The sequence below is a fragment of the Pseudovibrio sp. Ad37 genome, from assembly GCF_001623075.1.
Taxonomy (GTDB): Bacteria; Pseudomonadota; Alphaproteobacteria; order Rhizobiales; family Stappiaceae; genus Pseudovibrio.
This window is the reverse complement of sequence record NZ_LMCF01000050.1, coordinates 1-14402: the sequence shown is the minus strand read 5'-3', so window position 1 is coordinate 14402 and position 14402 is coordinate 1. Positions and strand designations below refer to the sequence as shown.

At 52.3% G+C, this 14402-nt stretch carries 24 protein-coding genes; 2 read left to right on the top strand and 22 right to left on the bottom strand.

The genetic code is table 11. The annotated features are described in order from the left end of the window. Positions 1 to 33: 33 nt before the first annotated feature. The 8 genes from PsAD37_RS11110 to PsAD37_RS11075 all read right to left on the bottom strand — a co-directional run bounded on the left by PsAD37_RS11110 (position 34) and on the right by PsAD37_RS11075 (position 5024). Complete coding sequence (locus PsAD37_RS11110) at positions 34 to 312, bottom strand: hypothetical protein (protein WP_063296212.1); 279 nt, start codon at positions 310 to 312, stop codon at positions 34 to 36. Continuing rightward, a complete protein-coding gene (terL, locus tag PsAD37_RS11105) occupies positions 309 to 1946 on the bottom strand; it encodes a phage terminase large subunit (protein ID WP_063296211.1) in 1638 nt (545 codons plus the stop codon). Before terL ends, PsAD37_RS11110 begins: the two co-directional genes overlap by 4 nt. Further along, positions 1943 to 2452 carry a DUF1804 family protein gene (locus PsAD37_RS11100; RefSeq protein WP_063296210.1) on the bottom strand — a complete coding sequence of 170 codons (510 nt, stop codon included), beginning with the start codon at positions 2450 to 2452 and terminating at the stop codon, positions 1943 to 1945. Before PsAD37_RS11100 ends, terL begins: the two co-directional genes overlap by 4 nt. After that, positions 2453 to 2659, bottom strand: a complete 207-nt coding sequence (locus PsAD37_RS11095; protein WP_063296209.1) for a hypothetical protein — start codon at positions 2657 to 2659, stop codon at positions 2453 to 2455. Further along, entirely contained in the window at positions 2659 to 3078 is a 420-nt protein-coding gene (locus PsAD37_RS11090) for a hypothetical protein (protein WP_063296208.1), read from the bottom strand. The genes PsAD37_RS11095 and PsAD37_RS11090 overlap by 1 nt, the downstream gene beginning before the upstream one ends. Beyond that, positions 3075 to 4307, bottom strand: coding sequence for an N-acetylmuramidase domain-containing protein (locus PsAD37_RS11085; protein ID WP_063296207.1), 1233 nt, complete (start codon positions 4305 to 4307; stop codon positions 3075 to 3077). Before PsAD37_RS11085 ends, PsAD37_RS11090 begins: the two co-directional genes overlap by 4 nt. 86 nt (positions 4308 to 4393) lie before the next feature. Next, the gene (locus tag PsAD37_RS11080) at positions 4394 to 4807 is read right to left on the bottom strand and encodes a hypothetical protein (protein ID WP_063296206.1); all 414 of its coding nucleotides are present in this window, start codon (positions 4805 to 4807) and stop codon (positions 4394 to 4396) included. After that, the gene (locus tag PsAD37_RS11075) at positions 4800 to 5024 is read right to left on the bottom strand and encodes a hypothetical protein (protein WP_063296205.1); all 225 of its coding nucleotides are present in this window, start codon (positions 5022 to 5024) and stop codon (positions 4800 to 4802) included. Before PsAD37_RS11075 ends, PsAD37_RS11080 begins: the two co-directional genes overlap by 8 nt. Before the next feature lie 82 nt (positions 5025 to 5106). Between PsAD37_RS11075 and PsAD37_RS11070 the strand changes: the two genes are divergently transcribed. Further along, positions 5107 to 5427, top strand: a complete 321-nt coding sequence (locus PsAD37_RS11070) for a hypothetical protein (RefSeq protein ID WP_063296204.1) — start codon at positions 5107 to 5109, stop codon at positions 5425 to 5427. A 5-nt stretch (positions 5428 to 5432) separates the two neighbouring features. Here PsAD37_RS11070 and PsAD37_RS11065 read toward each other — a convergent pair whose 3' ends face one another. From PsAD37_RS11065 to PsAD37_RS11010, 12 genes are read right to left on the bottom strand one after another with little or no spacing between them, the layout of a single operon-like run. After that, complete coding sequence (locus PsAD37_RS11065) at positions 5433 to 5837, bottom strand: regulatory protein GemA (RefSeq protein WP_063296203.1); 405 nt, start codon at positions 5835 to 5837, stop codon at positions 5433 to 5435. Between the two features lie 8 nt (positions 5838 to 5845). Continuing rightward, positions 5846 to 6547 carry a hypothetical protein gene (locus PsAD37_RS11060; RefSeq protein WP_063296202.1) on the bottom strand — a complete coding sequence of 234 codons (702 nt, stop codon included), beginning with the start codon at positions 6545 to 6547 and terminating at the stop codon, positions 5846 to 5848. Then, a complete protein-coding gene (locus tag PsAD37_RS11055) occupies positions 6544 to 6756 on the bottom strand; it encodes a hypothetical protein (protein ID WP_063296201.1) in 213 nt (70 codons plus the stop codon). Before PsAD37_RS11055 ends, PsAD37_RS11060 begins: the two co-directional genes overlap by 4 nt. A gap of 9 nt (positions 6757 to 6765) precedes the next feature. After that, positions 6766 to 7395, bottom strand: coding sequence for a DUF3164 family protein (locus PsAD37_RS11050; protein ID WP_063296200.1), 630 nt, complete (start codon positions 7393 to 7395; stop codon positions 6766 to 6768). Then, positions 7385 to 7645 carry a hypothetical protein gene (locus PsAD37_RS11045; RefSeq protein WP_063296199.1) on the bottom strand — a complete coding sequence of 87 codons (261 nt, stop codon included), beginning with the start codon at positions 7643 to 7645 and terminating at the stop codon, positions 7385 to 7387. Before PsAD37_RS11045 ends, PsAD37_RS11050 begins: the two co-directional genes overlap by 11 nt. Then, complete coding sequence (locus tag PsAD37_RS11040; protein ID WP_063296198.1) at positions 7639 to 7986, bottom strand: hypothetical protein; 348 nt, start codon at positions 7984 to 7986, stop codon at positions 7639 to 7641. The genes PsAD37_RS11045 and PsAD37_RS11040 overlap by 7 nt, the downstream gene beginning before the upstream one ends. Next, complete coding sequence (locus PsAD37_RS11035) at positions 7977 to 8570, bottom strand: hypothetical protein (RefSeq protein WP_063296197.1); 594 nt, start codon at positions 8568 to 8570, stop codon at positions 7977 to 7979. The genes PsAD37_RS11040 and PsAD37_RS11035 overlap by 10 nt, the downstream gene beginning before the upstream one ends. Continuing rightward, positions 8567 to 9337, bottom strand: coding sequence for an AAA family ATPase (locus PsAD37_RS11030; protein WP_063296196.1), 771 nt, complete (start codon positions 9335 to 9337; stop codon positions 8567 to 8569). The genes PsAD37_RS11035 and PsAD37_RS11030 overlap by 4 nt, the downstream gene beginning before the upstream one ends. A gap of 32 nt (positions 9338 to 9369) precedes the next feature. Beyond that, entirely contained in the window at positions 9370 to 11634 is a 2265-nt protein-coding gene (locus tag PsAD37_RS11025) for a Mu transposase C-terminal domain-containing protein (protein WP_206600066.1), read from the bottom strand. Next, positions 11631 to 12086 (bottom strand): hypothetical protein, encoded by a 456-nt coding sequence (locus PsAD37_RS11020; protein WP_063296194.1) that lies wholly within the window; start codon positions 12084 to 12086, stop codon positions 11631 to 11633. Before PsAD37_RS11020 ends, PsAD37_RS11025 begins: the two co-directional genes overlap by 4 nt. Further along, a complete protein-coding gene (locus PsAD37_RS11015; RefSeq protein ID WP_063296193.1) occupies positions 12083 to 12277 on the bottom strand; it encodes a hypothetical protein in 195 nt (64 codons plus the stop codon). The genes PsAD37_RS11020 and PsAD37_RS11015 overlap by 4 nt, the downstream gene beginning before the upstream one ends. Then, a complete protein-coding gene (locus PsAD37_RS11010) occupies positions 12274 to 12597 on the bottom strand; it encodes a helix-turn-helix domain-containing protein (protein WP_063296192.1) in 324 nt (107 codons plus the stop codon). The genes PsAD37_RS11015 and PsAD37_RS11010 overlap by 4 nt, the downstream gene beginning before the upstream one ends. Positions 12598 to 12809: 212 nt before the next feature. Here PsAD37_RS11010 and PsAD37_RS11005 point away from each other — a divergent pair, with 212 nt between their 5' ends. Beyond that, positions 12810 to 13520, top strand: coding sequence for a S24 family peptidase (locus PsAD37_RS11005; RefSeq protein WP_153039720.1), 711 nt, complete (start codon positions 12810 to 12812; stop codon positions 13518 to 13520). Between the two features lie 123 nt (positions 13521 to 13643). On the opposite strand, the gene PsAD37_RS11000 is transcribed toward PsAD37_RS11005, so the two are convergent. Next, a complete protein-coding gene (locus tag PsAD37_RS11000; protein ID WP_063296190.1) occupies positions 13644 to 13997 on the bottom strand; it encodes a hypothetical protein in 354 nt (117 codons plus the stop codon). Positions 13998 to 14007: 10 nt separating this feature from the next. Next, positions 14008 to 14157, bottom strand: a complete 150-nt coding sequence (locus tag PsAD37_RS29490; protein WP_153039719.1) for a hypothetical protein — start codon at positions 14155 to 14157, stop codon at positions 14008 to 14010. Positions 14158 to 14402: the final 245 nt, after the last annotated feature.

Here is a 14402-nt window from a genome sequence, read left to right as displayed (position 1 = left end):
CCTTGGTTGGCACAAAGCCAGCAGACGAACCTGCTAGATGAGAGCTGTTCGCCTGCTGGATTTGTGCCAACCAAGGTGGGTCAATTTTAAATGATGATGCCGGATCAATTTTGAACGCTCATTGACACCCTTGGCTTCAAGTGTCGGGTCTTGCAGCTTTAAGATATCGGAGTAGTTTGCGATCGTAATATCGTTTTGCGCGGTCGCAATCAGTTGCCCGCCCTTGGCTGGAACACTGGCCGGAACTGCCTGCTGTGCAAGCTTACTTTCAGCTTTACCGGAAGCCTTGTTCTTTTTCGTTTTTTTACTCATAGGCGAAATCCTTCAAGCGGGCTGGATGAGGCAAGCGGCGCAGTCTTAATGGTGCTCGCATTCAAGGTGGTAAAGGCCATGGAAAGGGTTTGGGTCCACAGCATCTCAAGACAGTCTGGGCCGTCATCATGAGCAGCGTTCGGCCATTGCTGAAGCTGGTCAATCAGGGTTTGATGGGCTTTGTTAAAGCGGATCAGACCAGCTGCTGCGGGCGGCTGCAAACGCTCAATGCGCAGGTTCTTATCTGCAATGGGCGTGACCGCAAAACACGGCATGGCAAGACCCGCCTTGGCTGCTGCCTTCATTAAGTCGGTGCGCAAGAGTTCCTGGAACTGAACGGTCTCCACAAACCAGCCCTGACAGCCATAAATACGCTGTAAGGCAATGGCGTCCTCAATAATCATATCGGGCAGACGTTTGCGGATGGAGGCCTCCACCACATCCATCGTCTGTGTCTCCCGGTCAAATCCACCAATCAAGATGGCGCTTGGGTCGCGGTTCTTGTTGTGCTTGCCAAGGGAGGGATCAATCGCGCCAAAGTGCAGCCAGTCGCGTTTGATCTGCACATAATAGGTCAGAGCACGGAACGGATTGTCCTCACTCATTGGCTTATTCTGGTATTCGCTTTCAAAGGCGGAGTGTGATCCGGCCCGCTCCTTCATCAGAAAATCAAGCGGATGCAGTTCCGGCCAGTTCAGGACCGCGCCCTTGTTCATCTCCTCGCGCTGTGCAGCATAAAACGCATCTGCGGCGGGTTCGCCGTCATTGAGATAAGTCTCTTCCCACTTGTCCCACAGATCCATGCGTTCCGGCCATTTTAAAACGGCCTGATATTCAGCGACCCGCCAGCGCGGCTTTTTAGAAAACCGCACAATCACCGCATCAAAATGGAGCACCGTGCCCGCATAAAGCACGTCCATGCGGCCATCGGTGGAGCCCAGCTTCAGGACAGCCTTTTCCACCCAGTTCTCAAGCTTCTGGCGCTGTTTGGGGCTTTCAACGTTTTCATCGTTTTCAATATCGTCCAGGATCACCAGATCCGGGCGGTGGGGACCGTGACGGCGACCGCGTAGCTTCTTGCCGGTGCCAAAGCCTTCCACCTTGATATTGTTACGGGTGATCAAATCCCCTTCGCGCCATGTGCGGCCCTGACCGACAACCTTGGGAAAGTCATAGGCAAGGCGTGGGTTGCTCTCCAACTCGGCCTTCAGCGCTTCCACCATGACAGCGGCCTGCTCAAAAGCATCCATAATCAGCATGATGTAATGCTTCAAACCGCGCACAATGCACCACAGCGGGAAGATCAGCGATACATGGGTGGACTTGGCAGAGCCGCGTGGGGCAGTGATCAGCTCACGCTCGCCCTTTTCAGTTGTAACGATCAGCGGCAAGTTTTGATAAAGATCCAGATGCAGCTTGCTCGGCGGGCTGGTCAGGTAATGGGGAAAATAGGTTTCGGCAAAATAGCGATAGCCGGTGGCCGGATCAGCCACCGCCCTGATACGCTCTTGCCGTGCGCTCTCGTCAATGGGGAAGGCATCAACGGAAAGCTCAATTTGCAGACGCATACTCTCTGCAAGCTCGGCCAGTTCTTTCTTAAAGTCCTTCCCGGAAAGCTTTTTAGGCTGTTTCATCCGTAAACCTCTGCCAGATACTCTCCAAAGGGTTCCAGCACTTCTAAAAAGGTCTGCGCATGGTCAGGGTGATGTTTACGGATGAACTCGGCAAAGCGCTGCAATACATCTTGCGCCACCCCAAGCTCAGACAGTTTGGGCGCAACCCGCCCGGCAGAGGCCACCATCTTGTTAAAGGCGTCAGATAGCGATGCCATCAGCTTCACTTTTTCCGGCGGATCAATATTCTCAGAGGCCTTGATCTGCTCAATTGTGGCCTGGAACATGGAGACGAAGTCCTCAACCACGCTTGTCACCACGGCTTCCAGCCCTTCGCCAGCTAAAGCGTTGGCAGAACGGGCAGCATCCCAGTTGTCACCACCCGTTGCCGCATCCTTCTTCCAGCGCCGTAGGGTGCTTTCAGACACGCCAATGGAAAACGCCACGGTCGGGATTGCTTGCCGGTCAAGAACAAACAACCGCCGCGCCAGTCGCTTTTGATCTGCCCTGGACGGTTTCTTACTCATTCAGGCCCCGACTTTCTGCTTGATGAAAGCAACAGCCACAGAAACCACCGATGCAACTACGGTGCTGTTCACCATGGCTTTGCGTTCAACAGCGCGTAACCGATCATCCTGTTTTTCCTGACGGGCTTCCAGCCCATCAACCTTCTTATCAATCCCCTGAAGAAGACCTTTAATCTCCCCCAGTTCCTTTGCAAACTGATCATTCATTAGCGAGCCCTCCGGGCAAATGCGCCGCGTATGGCTTTTTCAAAAGGACGGGTGAGGAAGTACGCGCCGACGATCCAGCCAGCCCATGTCCCAAGAGGATCTGGCAGCTTGGCGACATCCCACTCAAAGTGAAACAGACTGTCAGCCACAATCGCCCCGGAATGAATCACAATCGGCCAGGCAAAGGCAGGCCGGATCATGGCTGTCACCCACCAGCCTTGCTCGGCCAGCACAATGTCGCGGGCGGCACGGCGGCTTTCCAGCTCAGCTTTCAGCTCTTCAGCAGCAAGGCCTGCGCTAATACGCTCGCGCTCGTTGTCACTATCAGCGCGTTTTTCCAGATGGCTCAAAACCCGATCAAGGGCACCACCACTGAGCCAGCTCAATCCTTTGGCCGCAATAGAAAGAAGGAAACTCATCCTGCGTGCCTCCAGCTTTGTGCATCTTCAAGACGGCGCTGCTTGATGTTTCGTGCCAGATACCAGATCCCCAGCCCAACTCCGGCAATCAGGAGCCACTTGTTATCGGAGGCAAGCTCCATCAGCGGGGCAAGCTGGTGACGAAGCTGGCTGAGCTGTTCAGCTCCCGTGCCAAGCTGATCCAGCACCCCTTGAGAGGTCTCTCCAAGTGCGCCCGCGCCGACACTGGTTCCGACCAGAACCTTTGCAACGCGCGTCAGGTCATCTGCTTTTTTAACGGTTTGTGAGCCCGCCGCCCGCAGGTCACGAACGGTCAGATTTGCGCGGGCCTCATCGTGCCGCTGTGTCAGAGGCACGGCCTGCTCAAGAGCAGTTTCAGTGTTGCCTCCAACTTTCCCGTCTGGCTTCAGGCCGTGCTCCACCTGAAACGCCACCACAGCCTGCCGTGTGGCTGGACCAAAATCACCATCTGGGCGCAGAGGAAACCCAACTGTTGCCAGACGCTCCTGCAAGGCTTTGACCCGGTAGCCGGAAGAGCCAAGGCTTAAGATAGTCTCAGAGGAGGAGGCCTGCGAAGCGCCAGAGGAGCCGGTCGCAAAGTTGTAAGTCACCCCAGCAATGCGGGCGTAGGCTTCAGCAAGCAAAGCAGCATAGTAGTCCACCTGACCTTTGCCGTTATAAATTCGGGCAATGGCCCGCCAGTCTTTGGCTTGTAACTCGTCGCGCAGACCAGACGTTTCCAAAAAAGAGACAAAGGCCTTAATCTGGTTTTCGCCGTTTGCAGCAAGCGCGAGAACAAAATCCTGCACGCTGTCATAACCGCACATGGAAAAGTTAAAACCCATGATCTGAGCAAGGCCATAAGAGCAAGCTTTCAAAGCTGCCGTCTCATCAAGCTTTGCCATCTTTCTCAAGCGGTCCCAGCGGCGATTTGAGCCAGAGCCTCCAAGCCCTTTGTAATTCTTTTTCTTCCAACGCTTGGCAGCAAGGCCGAGAGTGACGGCCTTAAGTCGCTCGGACTTAGGTAGTTCGCGGTAAAATACGTGCTTTTCTGGAAGCAGGATCAGGCGGCCCTGATCATCAAAAGGGGCTCCCTTGCTTTCCACTTCCAAAACAGCCTGCAAGACGGCCATCTCGCAGCCAAGTCGAGCTGCTTCCTGCTTGAGCAGCGGTTCTGTGGAGGTTTGAGTGCCGCGTGCACGGCGCAATTTTTCTACTATAAAAGACATGAGGCCCGCCTCAGCTAACAATCACTGGGGCGAGCCTCATATATTATGGGATCTCGTGCGACGGAAGCAGTTCCGCAAGGGGTAAATCATGGAGGTTGCTCTTTGAGTAAATCCTCCAGGTCGATCTGACGTGGATCAACCGGTTTGCGCCTGGGCAGTTTCTTGCCCGAAACCAGGGTACGGGCATAGCGCTCGGAAACGCCAAGTTCCAAACCAATTGCGAGTGTTGTCATGCCATCTTTGCGCATTTTTAACGCTGCTTCTCTGGTCTCCCCCCGACCCACATGGGTTGGGATATAGATCTTGTTTCCCGGTAATTCCGCAATCAGTAAATCGGCAAAGACACGGTCAATGAGCGCTAAAGGATTGTTCTGGCTCCACTTGAGTGGGATTTTCACTTCCACCCCCGGCAGCTTGTTTAAAAGCTCCTCAACCACTTCCTTGCCGCAGATATCATAGATATCACGCATATCCTCAGTTAGATGTTTTGCTTCAACCATGACGGCCTCCTGAGCGGTTCGAGGGCATGATCGTGACCACTTTGCCGTCAGCAAACACATATCGGATTGCATCACTGCGAAGTCCCACAGCCCCGGCCAGTAAAGCTGTTTCTGTTTCGCGCCTGATCAGGTCGCGAACAGCACCCACATCAATCTCTAAAACCCGCTCCATGTAACGCAGTACCGCATGGTCAGTAACTGGGTGAAACTCAACCATGAGCGCCTCTCATGATTGTAAATACCCCGCCAGACTGATTGAATGCCCGCATCAAACCTGATTGTTTTAAAAGGTATTTACTATGAGATTTGTGCTGACCCTCGCCGCCCTGCTGTTTGCCTCCGGAGTGCAGGCGGAAACAGAACTTGAGCCGTGGCAGGAAAAATCTGCTGAAGCCCTTAGTTCCTTTAATAAGTTCAAGGAGGTGAGTTGGGAGCAGAAAATTAGTCTCTGGATTTTTGTAGAAAATGACGGATCTGATTGGAACTCTATTCAAAGCTACGTTTGCAAAACGCTGAAAGGTAATGGAAAACCTGATAGCGCGTTTGTTGTAGTAACTTTCTGGGATCATCAGGCTGCATTGGCAGGTAATTCTATTCAGTATGCAAAAAATCCTTGTTGACGTATTCATCCCAACAACCTCCCTTCAATCTGCTTCAAAGCCTCAATCAAAGGGGTGGCCTGGTCATAGGTCAGCCGCTCCGGATCATCCACATCGCAGCGGTTTTTAACAAAGCTCCGCAAAACCTCCTTGTAAGGCGACTCCCAATAGCCGAGGTCATCCAGACTTTTTGCCAATGCGTATAGCTTGCGCACATAGCCCTTGCTGGATGCAGGGCGGAATGCGCCGCCCTGCTTTTTAGGCTCCCAGCCAAGACGCTTAAACTCAGTAACAACGCGCAAACGCTGTGCTTCATTCAGATCCTTAGCGCTGCTTTTTCCAGCTACCCGTTTCAAGACAGCCCGATAACTGTCCTCATCCAGCGCCAGATCCTTTTTCGCAATATGAATTTGTGCAAGATATCGGCTCATATCTAACCTCAATACTCAGGTCCGTAAGATAGCTCACAGTGGTCTTCATCAATGATGAGCTTTGAGCCATTGGCATAGAGATTGAGAAGAAGCTTTTGAAAGCCATAACCACGCCCAAACAGAATAGGCGTTTCTTTGTCTAGTTTGCCCTGATATCGACCAGCCTGAGCAGCGTAGACTTTGCCGTCTTTATCGATATCAATCTGGTAATCGCAACGGTACTTGTCTTGGTTCTCTTCTTTATCGAAATGAATATGAGTATAGCCGTAGTCACTTTCTTCTACATGCAAGGAAATTTCCCCGCTTTCCCATTCCTCTTTATGGAGTTCGCCCTCTTTGAACTCCTCAATAAGCTTTGACAGCCTGATTTCATCGGGCGCACTTGCAAAGAGGTTTTCCATTTCTTCTTTTAGCTTATCCTGGCCTGTTTTATTGACGTGTTTTTCGACCATTGGGCGCAGCAAACGAAGAATGGTTTCATTGTAAGATGGCAAGCCCAGATCACTGTCGACCTTCAGTGCGCTTTCAACTGCCGCCGTAATCGCTTTGCCCGCCTCGCTATAGCTGCGTAGAGCAGACTCGATTGCATCTTTAACGGTCTTATCCAGCGTCTCCTCAATAATCTTCATCATGGTCTGGCTGGAGAGCTTTTCTGCAATCGTTTTCTTGATGGCCTCTTCTAAGGCGTCATGGTTCAAAATGCCGGTCATCGCTGATCTCCCATCCGGTTCGCTGGATGACCAACAGGGCACCCGTTTTTCAGATCTGTGGTTGTGGTGTAAATCGGGGTTGGCCCGTCCACATGGTTTACTGAAACGGTTCCGCAGACTTGATGACCACGGCGGTTCCAGTACTCCCTGATAATATTGAAACGCTCATGCTCACGGCGCAGGTCGTATCCCATTTGCTGGTTACTCATGATGGCCTCCTAGACAGCCGCAAGATCGAGAGAAATTGGGGTGCGTTGCCCAGTTGCAGGGTTGCGCTCATAGAGACGAAGGTAGGTTTTTGAGCCCGTCACCCGCACCGCATCAGAGATTGCGTCCATGGCCTTTAGCCATTCATTGTCCTCAATGGAATGACGGCGCAAGCCGAGGACACGTCCTGTTGAGATTTGCCCTTCTTTATCGACCTGGAAAGCATCATCTACCAGCACTTGAAGGTTGGCATTTGCTCCCTCACTCCACTTATGAATACAGCTGTCAATCAGTGCCTTGGCGGCTTCCAATTCAGGTCCAAAGCTGATGCTTTCAGAGATTGCAATTTGTAGCTCCAGCTTGCCGTCAAAACTGCGCAAGGTCATATTGCCTTTCTTGCCGCCTTTTTGAGCGCCATACTTTTCGGCAATCAGTTCGCGAAACGCTTGAACCTCTCCCATGCTGTGGGTTTTAAATGTTCCCAGCAAGCTGTGCAGCTCACGGGCTTTGGCTACAACGTTCTTAACAAGTGCGTCTTCTTCCTGATGCTCGGGCTTGATCGCGCAAACCGGGATCATGCCTCCCTTCGGATCTTCCCAGTACTGGGCAGGGTCAAGGCGTGCTGTTGTTTCATGTGTCATGGTCAATTCCTTTTTGAATACATTTTGTGTTCCGGCTCAGGGTCGGGAACACAGCAATTTTGGGGTCGTTGAAATGGGAGGCTTCCAGGGGTGTCACCTTGCTTTTTGCAAGCCGTTCCAACTGCTCAGCCAACTCCGTTCCCTTGAGCAATGTCTGGGCGAAAAGCTCATGAGCTTCAGGCTCCATAACCTCATTGCAACGTGAGGCCAGAAACAGAACGCGCAGCTCTTTCAGGAGGCCGCTTAACATGCCGTCTCCTGACCCGTTCGGGAGGCGTTCATGGAACAGCGCTGACAGGCCGCCCAATGGCGCAGGGCTGCCGGGTCACTGGTTGGTATGGCGCGATGACAGTTGCTCCGACAGTTTTCCCGGCTAATGTCTGACCCAAGGTATGGACACAGCACGCGGTCACAAAATCGCTCAATGGCACGGCTTTCAAAGCGGTCTACTCGTCCACCATTGGCCTCAAGTTTTCCAGCCAGATAAAGACTGACTGCCGTACGTGATACGCCCAAAGCATCTGCAACAGCTTGTCTGCTTCCAAGTGTTGCCACCTGTTCTTCAAGGAGGCCGCGTACATCTATTTGCATGATACGACCTCCCCGGAATTGCCCAGGTTATGGTCAAACAGCGTCTTTGATTGCGGACGCCACACCGGTGCAACTGGGCCAGTATCTTTGAGAAGACGCCACCGCTTAAATCCGTTGGAGGTGAGCTTTGTTCCAGCCGCACGGCGCGGCATTTCGAGTAGGTAGCCAAGCCTGCCCAGAGCATTGATATAGCGGTGCAGGTTGTTATCCGCCGTTTTCTCTGTGCCTTCTTGGGCTGCCATTAGTATATCGGGAACAGTAAAAGCCTCTCCCATACGCATGATGTTCCAAGCCCGCTGACGCAAGGTGCTGCGTTGTGGCGCTCTGCTCTTGCCTCTGTCAGGCATGATCGGGCCACTGGTCAAAGTCACATTGCCTTTCACCGCGCATGTTCCTGCTTCTGTGAGCTGGTAGCACCCGGTTTCCACACGCTCAGCCAAGCCGCGAAAGATCAGCTTAGTTGCTCCTTTCGAGATCTGCCTGCGAGACAGGTCCAACTGCGCGTCCAGCTCATCCATGGTCCGGCAAGCGCCATCTCCAAGGCTGTAAAGCAAGGTTGTCGGGATTTCGCCAGGAAGCGTCATGCCAGCACCTCCGGCACCGTGATTGGACGGTTGGAGGAGCGGTCATTGATGATGGTCACCCCGGCCATGTCTGCCATAGTCAGCCCGCCTTCTCCGGGAGGGTTAAGCAATCCATGACGCTCAATATTGGCAATGGCCTCTAAAATTTCGCGATTATACCCGCCAGAAACCTTGCGGATAAATTTAAGCAGGTCATCAGCCACCGGCACTTCACAGCGCCCGTCGATCAGAGCCCGCACATCTTCTTCAGAGCATTTCTCGAAACGAACTTTTTGGGAAACACGGGAGGCAACCTGCGGAAAGCGTGTCAGGTTATCGTTGACCTTGCCCATGCCCACCAGAATGACGGGGAGTTCAATCATGTCGGAGATGTCGCGAATGGTCTCCAATATGGCTGATTTGCTGGAGACGTGATCGGCTTCATCAATCACCAGCCCAAACGCCTTGCTTTCAATCCCAGCAGAAGCTTGCCGTCCGGCCAGCTCCTCAAGAGCCTTGCGGTACTTTTTCTGGAATGCATGAGGTGGGTGTACCCGCAAGGCTTCCAGAAGCTCATTCATAAACCAGCTTGGCGTCCACTCTTTCTTGGCCCGCAGGTAAATCGAGCCAGTCTTGCCCACCCAGTTTCTTAAGGTGGTTGTTTTGCCAAGTCCCGGCAGTCCGTCCACGACTACAAGGCAAGCCTCTTGTGCACCCCGCTCATTCAGGGCAGTCAGCGCGTTAAAAAAGCGCTGCACGTTGGAGGTCTTTACAAAGTCATTCCGCATCTGTTAGTTCCTTAAGTGCATTAAATGTGGCGTCAGGCAGCGGTGCGGAGGAGAGTTCGAAGGCTCTCCGCGTCGATACCAAGCGCTTCAAAGAGGTCCAGATAAGTCCTGTTGGTCACACAGTCCGACAGGATTTTTTTGTCCAGATCGGTCATTTTTTCAGGATTATCCAGGACCCAAACAGCAAGCTCTTCCTTGGACTTAAATACTGGCCTGCCGGATTTGGTTGTGGGTTGAGATTTCGGTTCTTGAACTTCAATTGGTTCCGCCATGTGAACCACGTTGGTATCGGGCTGAGCCGACTTCATCACGACTGAAACAAGATCGTCGTCGCGCTCTTCAAAGCCGGGGGCCGAAGCAAACACTTCCATAGGCTGCTCGCCAGAATGCTCCACGAGATAGCCCGGACGCTGCTCTTGCTCGACACGGCGCAGCTTGTCTTCCAGCCGTTTGGCTGCTGTCTTTGCTTTTTTCTCGCGGGCGCTTTCGATAACCGGTTTGGGGAAGTAAGCTTGGCTGTTGCCTTCAAACTTGGCAGTGCAGATCAACGCACCTGGGGTTTCAATGCCGTCCACATAATCAAGCTCGCGCACCCATACTTGGCTTGCATCCAACATGTCATAACAAACCATGACTTCCTGGCGGTCATAACGCTCAAGTTCCAGAGCGAAGTAGCGGTTCTTTTCAATTGTTACGAGGCCGCGTGAAACCTTGCGGCGAGCTGCCGGTCGAGACAGGTCGTCACTGTCTTCCTTGGTAAGAGTGACGGCCTTGAAACCGTGAGATTCAAATTGAGCCCAATATTCATTGGGAGACATATGGCGAGTGTTGCCAGTGATGCTTCCACGCACCTGTGGCAGCGCAGAATGAGGTCGATCATTGTAGTATTGCAAAGCTCCATCAAAAATTTTGAGGAACTCGTTCCAGCTGATGAGTAACTCGGATGCGCCGGTTTCTTTAAGGTCATTCTTGATTTTCTTGTGTAGCTTCAGCGCGGCTTCCCGGTCCAGATCACGACCAGCATAGCTTGGCAGCGTTTTGGCAAGGCGGGTGTAAACTGATCCGTTAAACCGCTCGATAATACCGCGAGCCTGCGAGTTGTAGGCTATGCTGTGTTCTTTGTGTGTGCCAAGGCGGCTCAGCATGCCTACTGCAGCTTCATCCAGCAGCAGGTTTTTGTAGCCCTTACCGTTATCTACGTAGAAAATCGCAGCAACACCGCTTGCCATGCTGGCATTGCGCAGGGCTTCAGAAACATCGTAGGCCTTCTCATTCAGTCCGATGGAATAACCAACGCATTTGCGGGTCACTACGTCCAAAATGCTGGTGATCTCAGGGCGGATCGGATTGCCGGAAAATGGGTGTGCGACAAAAGCGTCAAAGGTCTTGCCGTCAGCCGTATAGATGTCGGTTGGTTCCAACCCTTCAGTTGACCGGCTCACATAGACTTTGCGGGCCTTAAGCGCCAGCAGACCTTCGCGGCCTTTATAGGCGGCAATCGGGTCGGCCTTCTTCAGCTTGGTCAGATAGCGTTTGACCTGGTCGTAACTTGGTGCCTGTGCAGGATCAGGAAGGCTGGCGCGGTACTGATCAAGCGCCAGCGCGACGGTTGGCTTGCGCGGATCGGCATAGAGTTTGAGGAATCCCGGTGCCCAGGCATAGCGCTCAGCGTTAAGCGCATCCTGCTTGCGCTTGCCCGGAATGAGACCAGCAAAGCCGCTGTCCTTAAATGCCTTGCGCCAGTTGTAAATGGCACGGCGGGAGATCCCCGTTCCCTTGTCCTTGGCCGTGCGCACCAACTGAAGTAACTGCTCCTCATCCGGCGTTAGAACCTCTTGGTTCAGGAGCACTTTCACCTTAGCCGTGAGCCCACATACGGCTTTGTCATAAGCCATGCCGCGCATGACCAGCTGCTCCACCATCTGCAAGATCTGCTTACGAGCTTCCGCAGCGCGACGTTGTGCGCCGTCAGCATCCGCCAAGGTCACAGCTGTTTTTGCGGGCGCTTTAGCCTGCACAACAGGCACGTCTGCGTTAAGACGCTCAATGTTGAACCGAGCTTCTAACGCTTTACGAGCTGGCTCTGGCAATAAGTCAATGTGGTACTCCCAGCCTCCGCCTCGACCTTTACGTTTGCGGGCGAGCGGTGTGGACTGCCAGTTTTGCTTGACGGCTGTTTGGTTGATGCCCTGAGTAGTTGCCGGTAGAGAGGAAATAGCTAAAGTCGCAAGTTCTAACGGCGTAAACCACTCACGCTTCGTACCATTATATGATAGAGCTGGAACTGTTCCGCTCATTTCAAACCCTTCCATTCCTTGTCTGCTTGCTGGATCATCTTCTTGATGCGCATCTGCGCTTCTTCCATCAGCTGCCGTTCGATGAGGGGACGGTATTTTCGGTCCACCACAATCATGTCAGTGCGAGCTAGTAGCTCGTTAAGCAGTTCTTTTGAGTTCAAAACGGAAACGAGGCCAATCAGGCGATACCCGGCAATATTGCTGGCTTCCCTCGCTTCGCTCGCCCATGCATCCAGACTGTCCCGGCTGATGGGTTCTCCAAGATGCTCAGACAGGGCTACTGCGATGTCCTCGCGGCTACGACCATCTTCTTTCATGGCCTCAGACAAGGCACGGCAGACTTTGCCAGAAGGAGTTGCCGAGCGAACCCGTGTTGGTTCAAAACGAGCCTCCACTTGTGGAGGTTGCCAGCTCAGTAAATCGTCAGTGTGTTGGCAGCGACGGGCTCTCATAGTGGGTATCCCACTCTGTAAGACGCGACTTCTACGCACAGCATCCAAACCCAAAGCACAAACGCAGTGGTGAACACCCCAAGGGCAAGCGCACTGGCAAAGTCTTTGAGGTGGTTGTCTTGTCCTGCGTCATAATCAAAGCGCCGATAAAACCGCAGGGCAACACACCGTGTTGCGCGAGCTGTTCTCATGCCGCCACCTCCGCCTCGGAAAGTGGAGTATCAGCGAGAGATCGGTTTTTCTGACTAGCGCTTGGGCCGTGTTTGTCGCTATTGTAGATGACATGGGCAGAGCGCTTGCGCCGGTCAGGCCAAAGCTCTTCCAAGGGAATACTGAGATATTTGGAGATAAGCTCCGCGCCGCGTCCGGTTCCGGTTTCCAGAGCCTTGGTCAACGTGGTACGGTGCATGCCTTCTCTGGCAGCGATTTCGGTGAGCGTCCACCCTTTGCGGTGCAACTCAGCCTTGATTGAATGCTTGTCCCACTTTGTCTGGGATGTGCGTTTAGCCATTGTATCTCCTTAAAAAGCGGACTGTTGCAGCAGCCGCTTTTTTATTCACCGTGCGACTCACCTTGGTGATTTGCACTTGCTGGTAACGAATGAGGATAGAGTATTCTCGTATGCGAATTAATCAAGAGTTTTTCGCTCTTTCATGTTTGCATTTGCGAATTACCATTCGCTTGAATGAGAAAATCTATCTAAAACAATAGGTTGGTGAGAACTTGAAAACGAAAAAAGAAGTTGAAAATTCGCTTTCAAGTTTGAAATCTGAACTTGAAAGCGAATCTAGTTTTCACGAAAGGCTACAAAACGTAGTTGAAGCATTTGGGACGGCGTCCTCATTTGCGAAAGCGTCTGGAATTTCCCCTTCGGGGTTTCACCGTGTTCTAAAAGGAGGTGAGCCGGGACTCCAAATGCTCATTTCAATTTCAAAGACTGCCGGTCTTGACTTGAATGAGTTAGTTTTTGGAGAGAGCTCGACTGGTGGCGCTTCTAATGTTGAGGGGGCAGGAATCATTACGATTCCACGCGTTGACATTCAACTGGCTGCAGGTAGCGGCGCTTTGAATGGCGACAGCATTGAGAAAGTTGAAGACATACCCTTCACAAAAGGTTTTTTAGGCGGGAAGCTAGGGAGATCTTCTGCAGATGATTTGATTATCTTAACTGCGGATGGTGACAGTATGGACCCGCTCATTGCTGACGGGGATCTGGTTATGATCGACAAAAAACGTAATACGTTATCAGATGGCGTGTATGCCTTTGTCTATGGCGGTTTGGCCCGTGTAAAATACCTTCGTCCGACCCTTCAGGGCGATATTGAGGTAATCAGCCAAAATCCTACTCACAAAGACGAGCTGCTAAAACGCTCTGATCTTGAAGATTTCCATATCATCGGCAAAGTAGTGTGGTGCGGTCACCGCTTCAGCTAAGCTGCCTTTAAAGCCAGCCAATTCAAACACACCACTTTCTTTTGCTCATTTTTGACCGTTATATGCACACCTAAGCGCCCATTTTGAATAGATTTCGCGCAACACTGTGCAAAATGCTTTTCCCTATCCAAAACGATATAATTGAGAAGTTTCAACGGGTTCATCCAATTTTATCCGCCTATACCTCTGTGCAGAATAACAGTCCCCCCCACACGTTCGTTCGATTCGCTCGATGGCATTCCTTAGATATTTTATGTCTGACCGGATCTCCGCCACAAAACGAACAGTCTCAATTTTATCATTGTCCGCCTTGAGGCTTTTTGCCTCCAGCACCACGATCCTCCGTCCATGGTCTTCCTGGCTAGAGCGGAGCTCCTGCCAACCAATGCTCAAGCTCACAATCAAACCAATGATCGTGATGATGTTTCCAATAGAGATCTCGGAGCGTATCCACATATTCCGCACTTCCTGAGCCATAGTCGCCTCCTCAGGTGACTTTCTGGATCTTCTCATCCGAGCGCTTCCAGACATAAACACCAAGCACAGACGTACCGCACATTAGGAAGGTCACAAGGAACCCGGAGAGGATACCCAATAAGGCGATCGGATCTGGAGCAGTGATGATCAAGTAAATCAACGATAGCCCCAGCAGAAAATACACAACAGCAAACAACAGCCCAAACACGGGCCGCCAAATCCGCGTGAGCAACCCTTTCGCTTTGGCCTCGGCTCGCATAGTGGCGTTGATGCTGCTGTGAGCCTCCCCCTTTGAAGTGGTCCACGCCTATAGTTAGGAAACCGGAGGACCATAGATGGCTATCAAGCGCCCCAAACCTGAAGATATTGTTGTGAAGTTACGGCAGGTTGAAGTTCTGATGGGGC

Coding starts and splice junctions, on each gene's coding strand:
- PsAD37_RS11110 (WP_063296212.1), bottom strand. CDS start 312: ATGAGTAAAAAAACGAAAAAGAACAAGGCTTCCGGTAAAGCTGAAAGT.
- terL (WP_063296211.1), bottom strand. CDS start 1,946: ATGAAACAGCCTAAAAAGCTTTCCGGGAAGGACTTTAAGAAAGAACTG.
- PsAD37_RS11100 (WP_063296210.1), bottom strand. CDS start 2,452: ATGAGTAAGAAACCGTCCAGGGCAGATCAAAAGCGACTGGCGCGGCGG.
- PsAD37_RS11095 (WP_063296209.1), bottom strand. CDS start 2,659: ATGAATGATCAGTTTGCAAAGGAACTGGGGGAGATTAAAGGTCTTCTT.
- PsAD37_RS11090 (WP_063296208.1), bottom strand. CDS start 3,078: ATGAGTTTCCTTCTTTCTATTGCGGCCAAAGGATTGAGCTGGCTCAGT.
- PsAD37_RS11085 (WP_063296207.1), bottom strand. CDS start 4,307: ATGTCTTTTATAGTAGAAAAATTGCGCCGTGCACGCGGCACTCAAACC.
- PsAD37_RS11080 (WP_063296206.1), bottom strand. CDS start 4,807: ATGGTTGAAGCAAAACATCTAACTGAGGATATGCGTGATATCTATGAT.
- PsAD37_RS11075 (WP_063296205.1), bottom strand. CDS start 5,024: ATGGTTGAGTTTCACCCAGTTACTGACCATGCGGTACTGCGTTACATG.
- PsAD37_RS11070 (WP_063296204.1), top strand. CDS start 5,107: ATGAGATTTGTGCTGACCCTCGCCGCCCTGCTGTTTGCCTCCGGAGTG.
- PsAD37_RS11065 (WP_063296203.1), bottom strand. CDS start 5,837: ATGAGCCGATATCTTGCACAAATTCATATTGCGAAAAAGGATCTGGCG.
- PsAD37_RS11060 (WP_063296202.1), bottom strand. CDS start 6,547: ATGACCGGCATTTTGAACCATGACGCCTTAGAAGAGGCCATCAAGAAA.
- PsAD37_RS11055 (WP_063296201.1), bottom strand. CDS start 6,756: ATGAGTAACCAGCAAATGGGATACGACCTGCGCCGTGAGCATGAGCGT.
- PsAD37_RS11050 (WP_063296200.1), bottom strand. CDS start 7,395: ATGACACATGAAACAACAGCACGCCTTGACCCTGCCCAGTACTGGGAA.
- PsAD37_RS11045 (WP_063296199.1), bottom strand. CDS start 7,645: ATGTTAAGCGGCCTCCTGAAAGAGCTGCGCGTTCTGTTTCTGGCCTCA.
- PsAD37_RS11040 (WP_063296198.1), bottom strand. CDS start 7,986: ATGCAAATAGATGTACGCGGCCTCCTTGAAGAACAGGTGGCAACACTT.
- PsAD37_RS11035 (WP_063296197.1), bottom strand. CDS start 8,570: ATGACGCTTCCTGGCGAAATCCCGACAACCTTGCTTTACAGCCTTGGA.
- PsAD37_RS11030 (WP_063296196.1), bottom strand. CDS start 9,337: ATGCGGAATGACTTTGTAAAGACCTCCAACGTGCAGCGCTTTTTTAAC.
- PsAD37_RS11025 (WP_206600066.1), bottom strand. CDS start 11,634: ATGAGCGGAACAGTTCCAGCTCTATCATATAATGGTACGAAGCGTGAG.
- PsAD37_RS11020 (WP_063296194.1), bottom strand. CDS start 12,086: ATGAGAGCCCGTCGCTGCCAACACACTGACGATTTACTGAGCTGGCAA.
- PsAD37_RS11015 (WP_063296193.1), bottom strand. CDS start 12,277: ATGAGAACAGCTCGCGCAACACGGTGTGTTGCCCTGCGGTTTTATCGG.
- PsAD37_RS11010 (WP_063296192.1), bottom strand. CDS start 12,597: ATGGCTAAACGCACATCCCAGACAAAGTGGGACAAGCATTCAATCAAG.
- PsAD37_RS11000 (WP_063296190.1), bottom strand. CDS start 13,997: ATGGCTCAGGAAGTGCGGAATATGTGGATACGCTCCGAGATCTCTATT.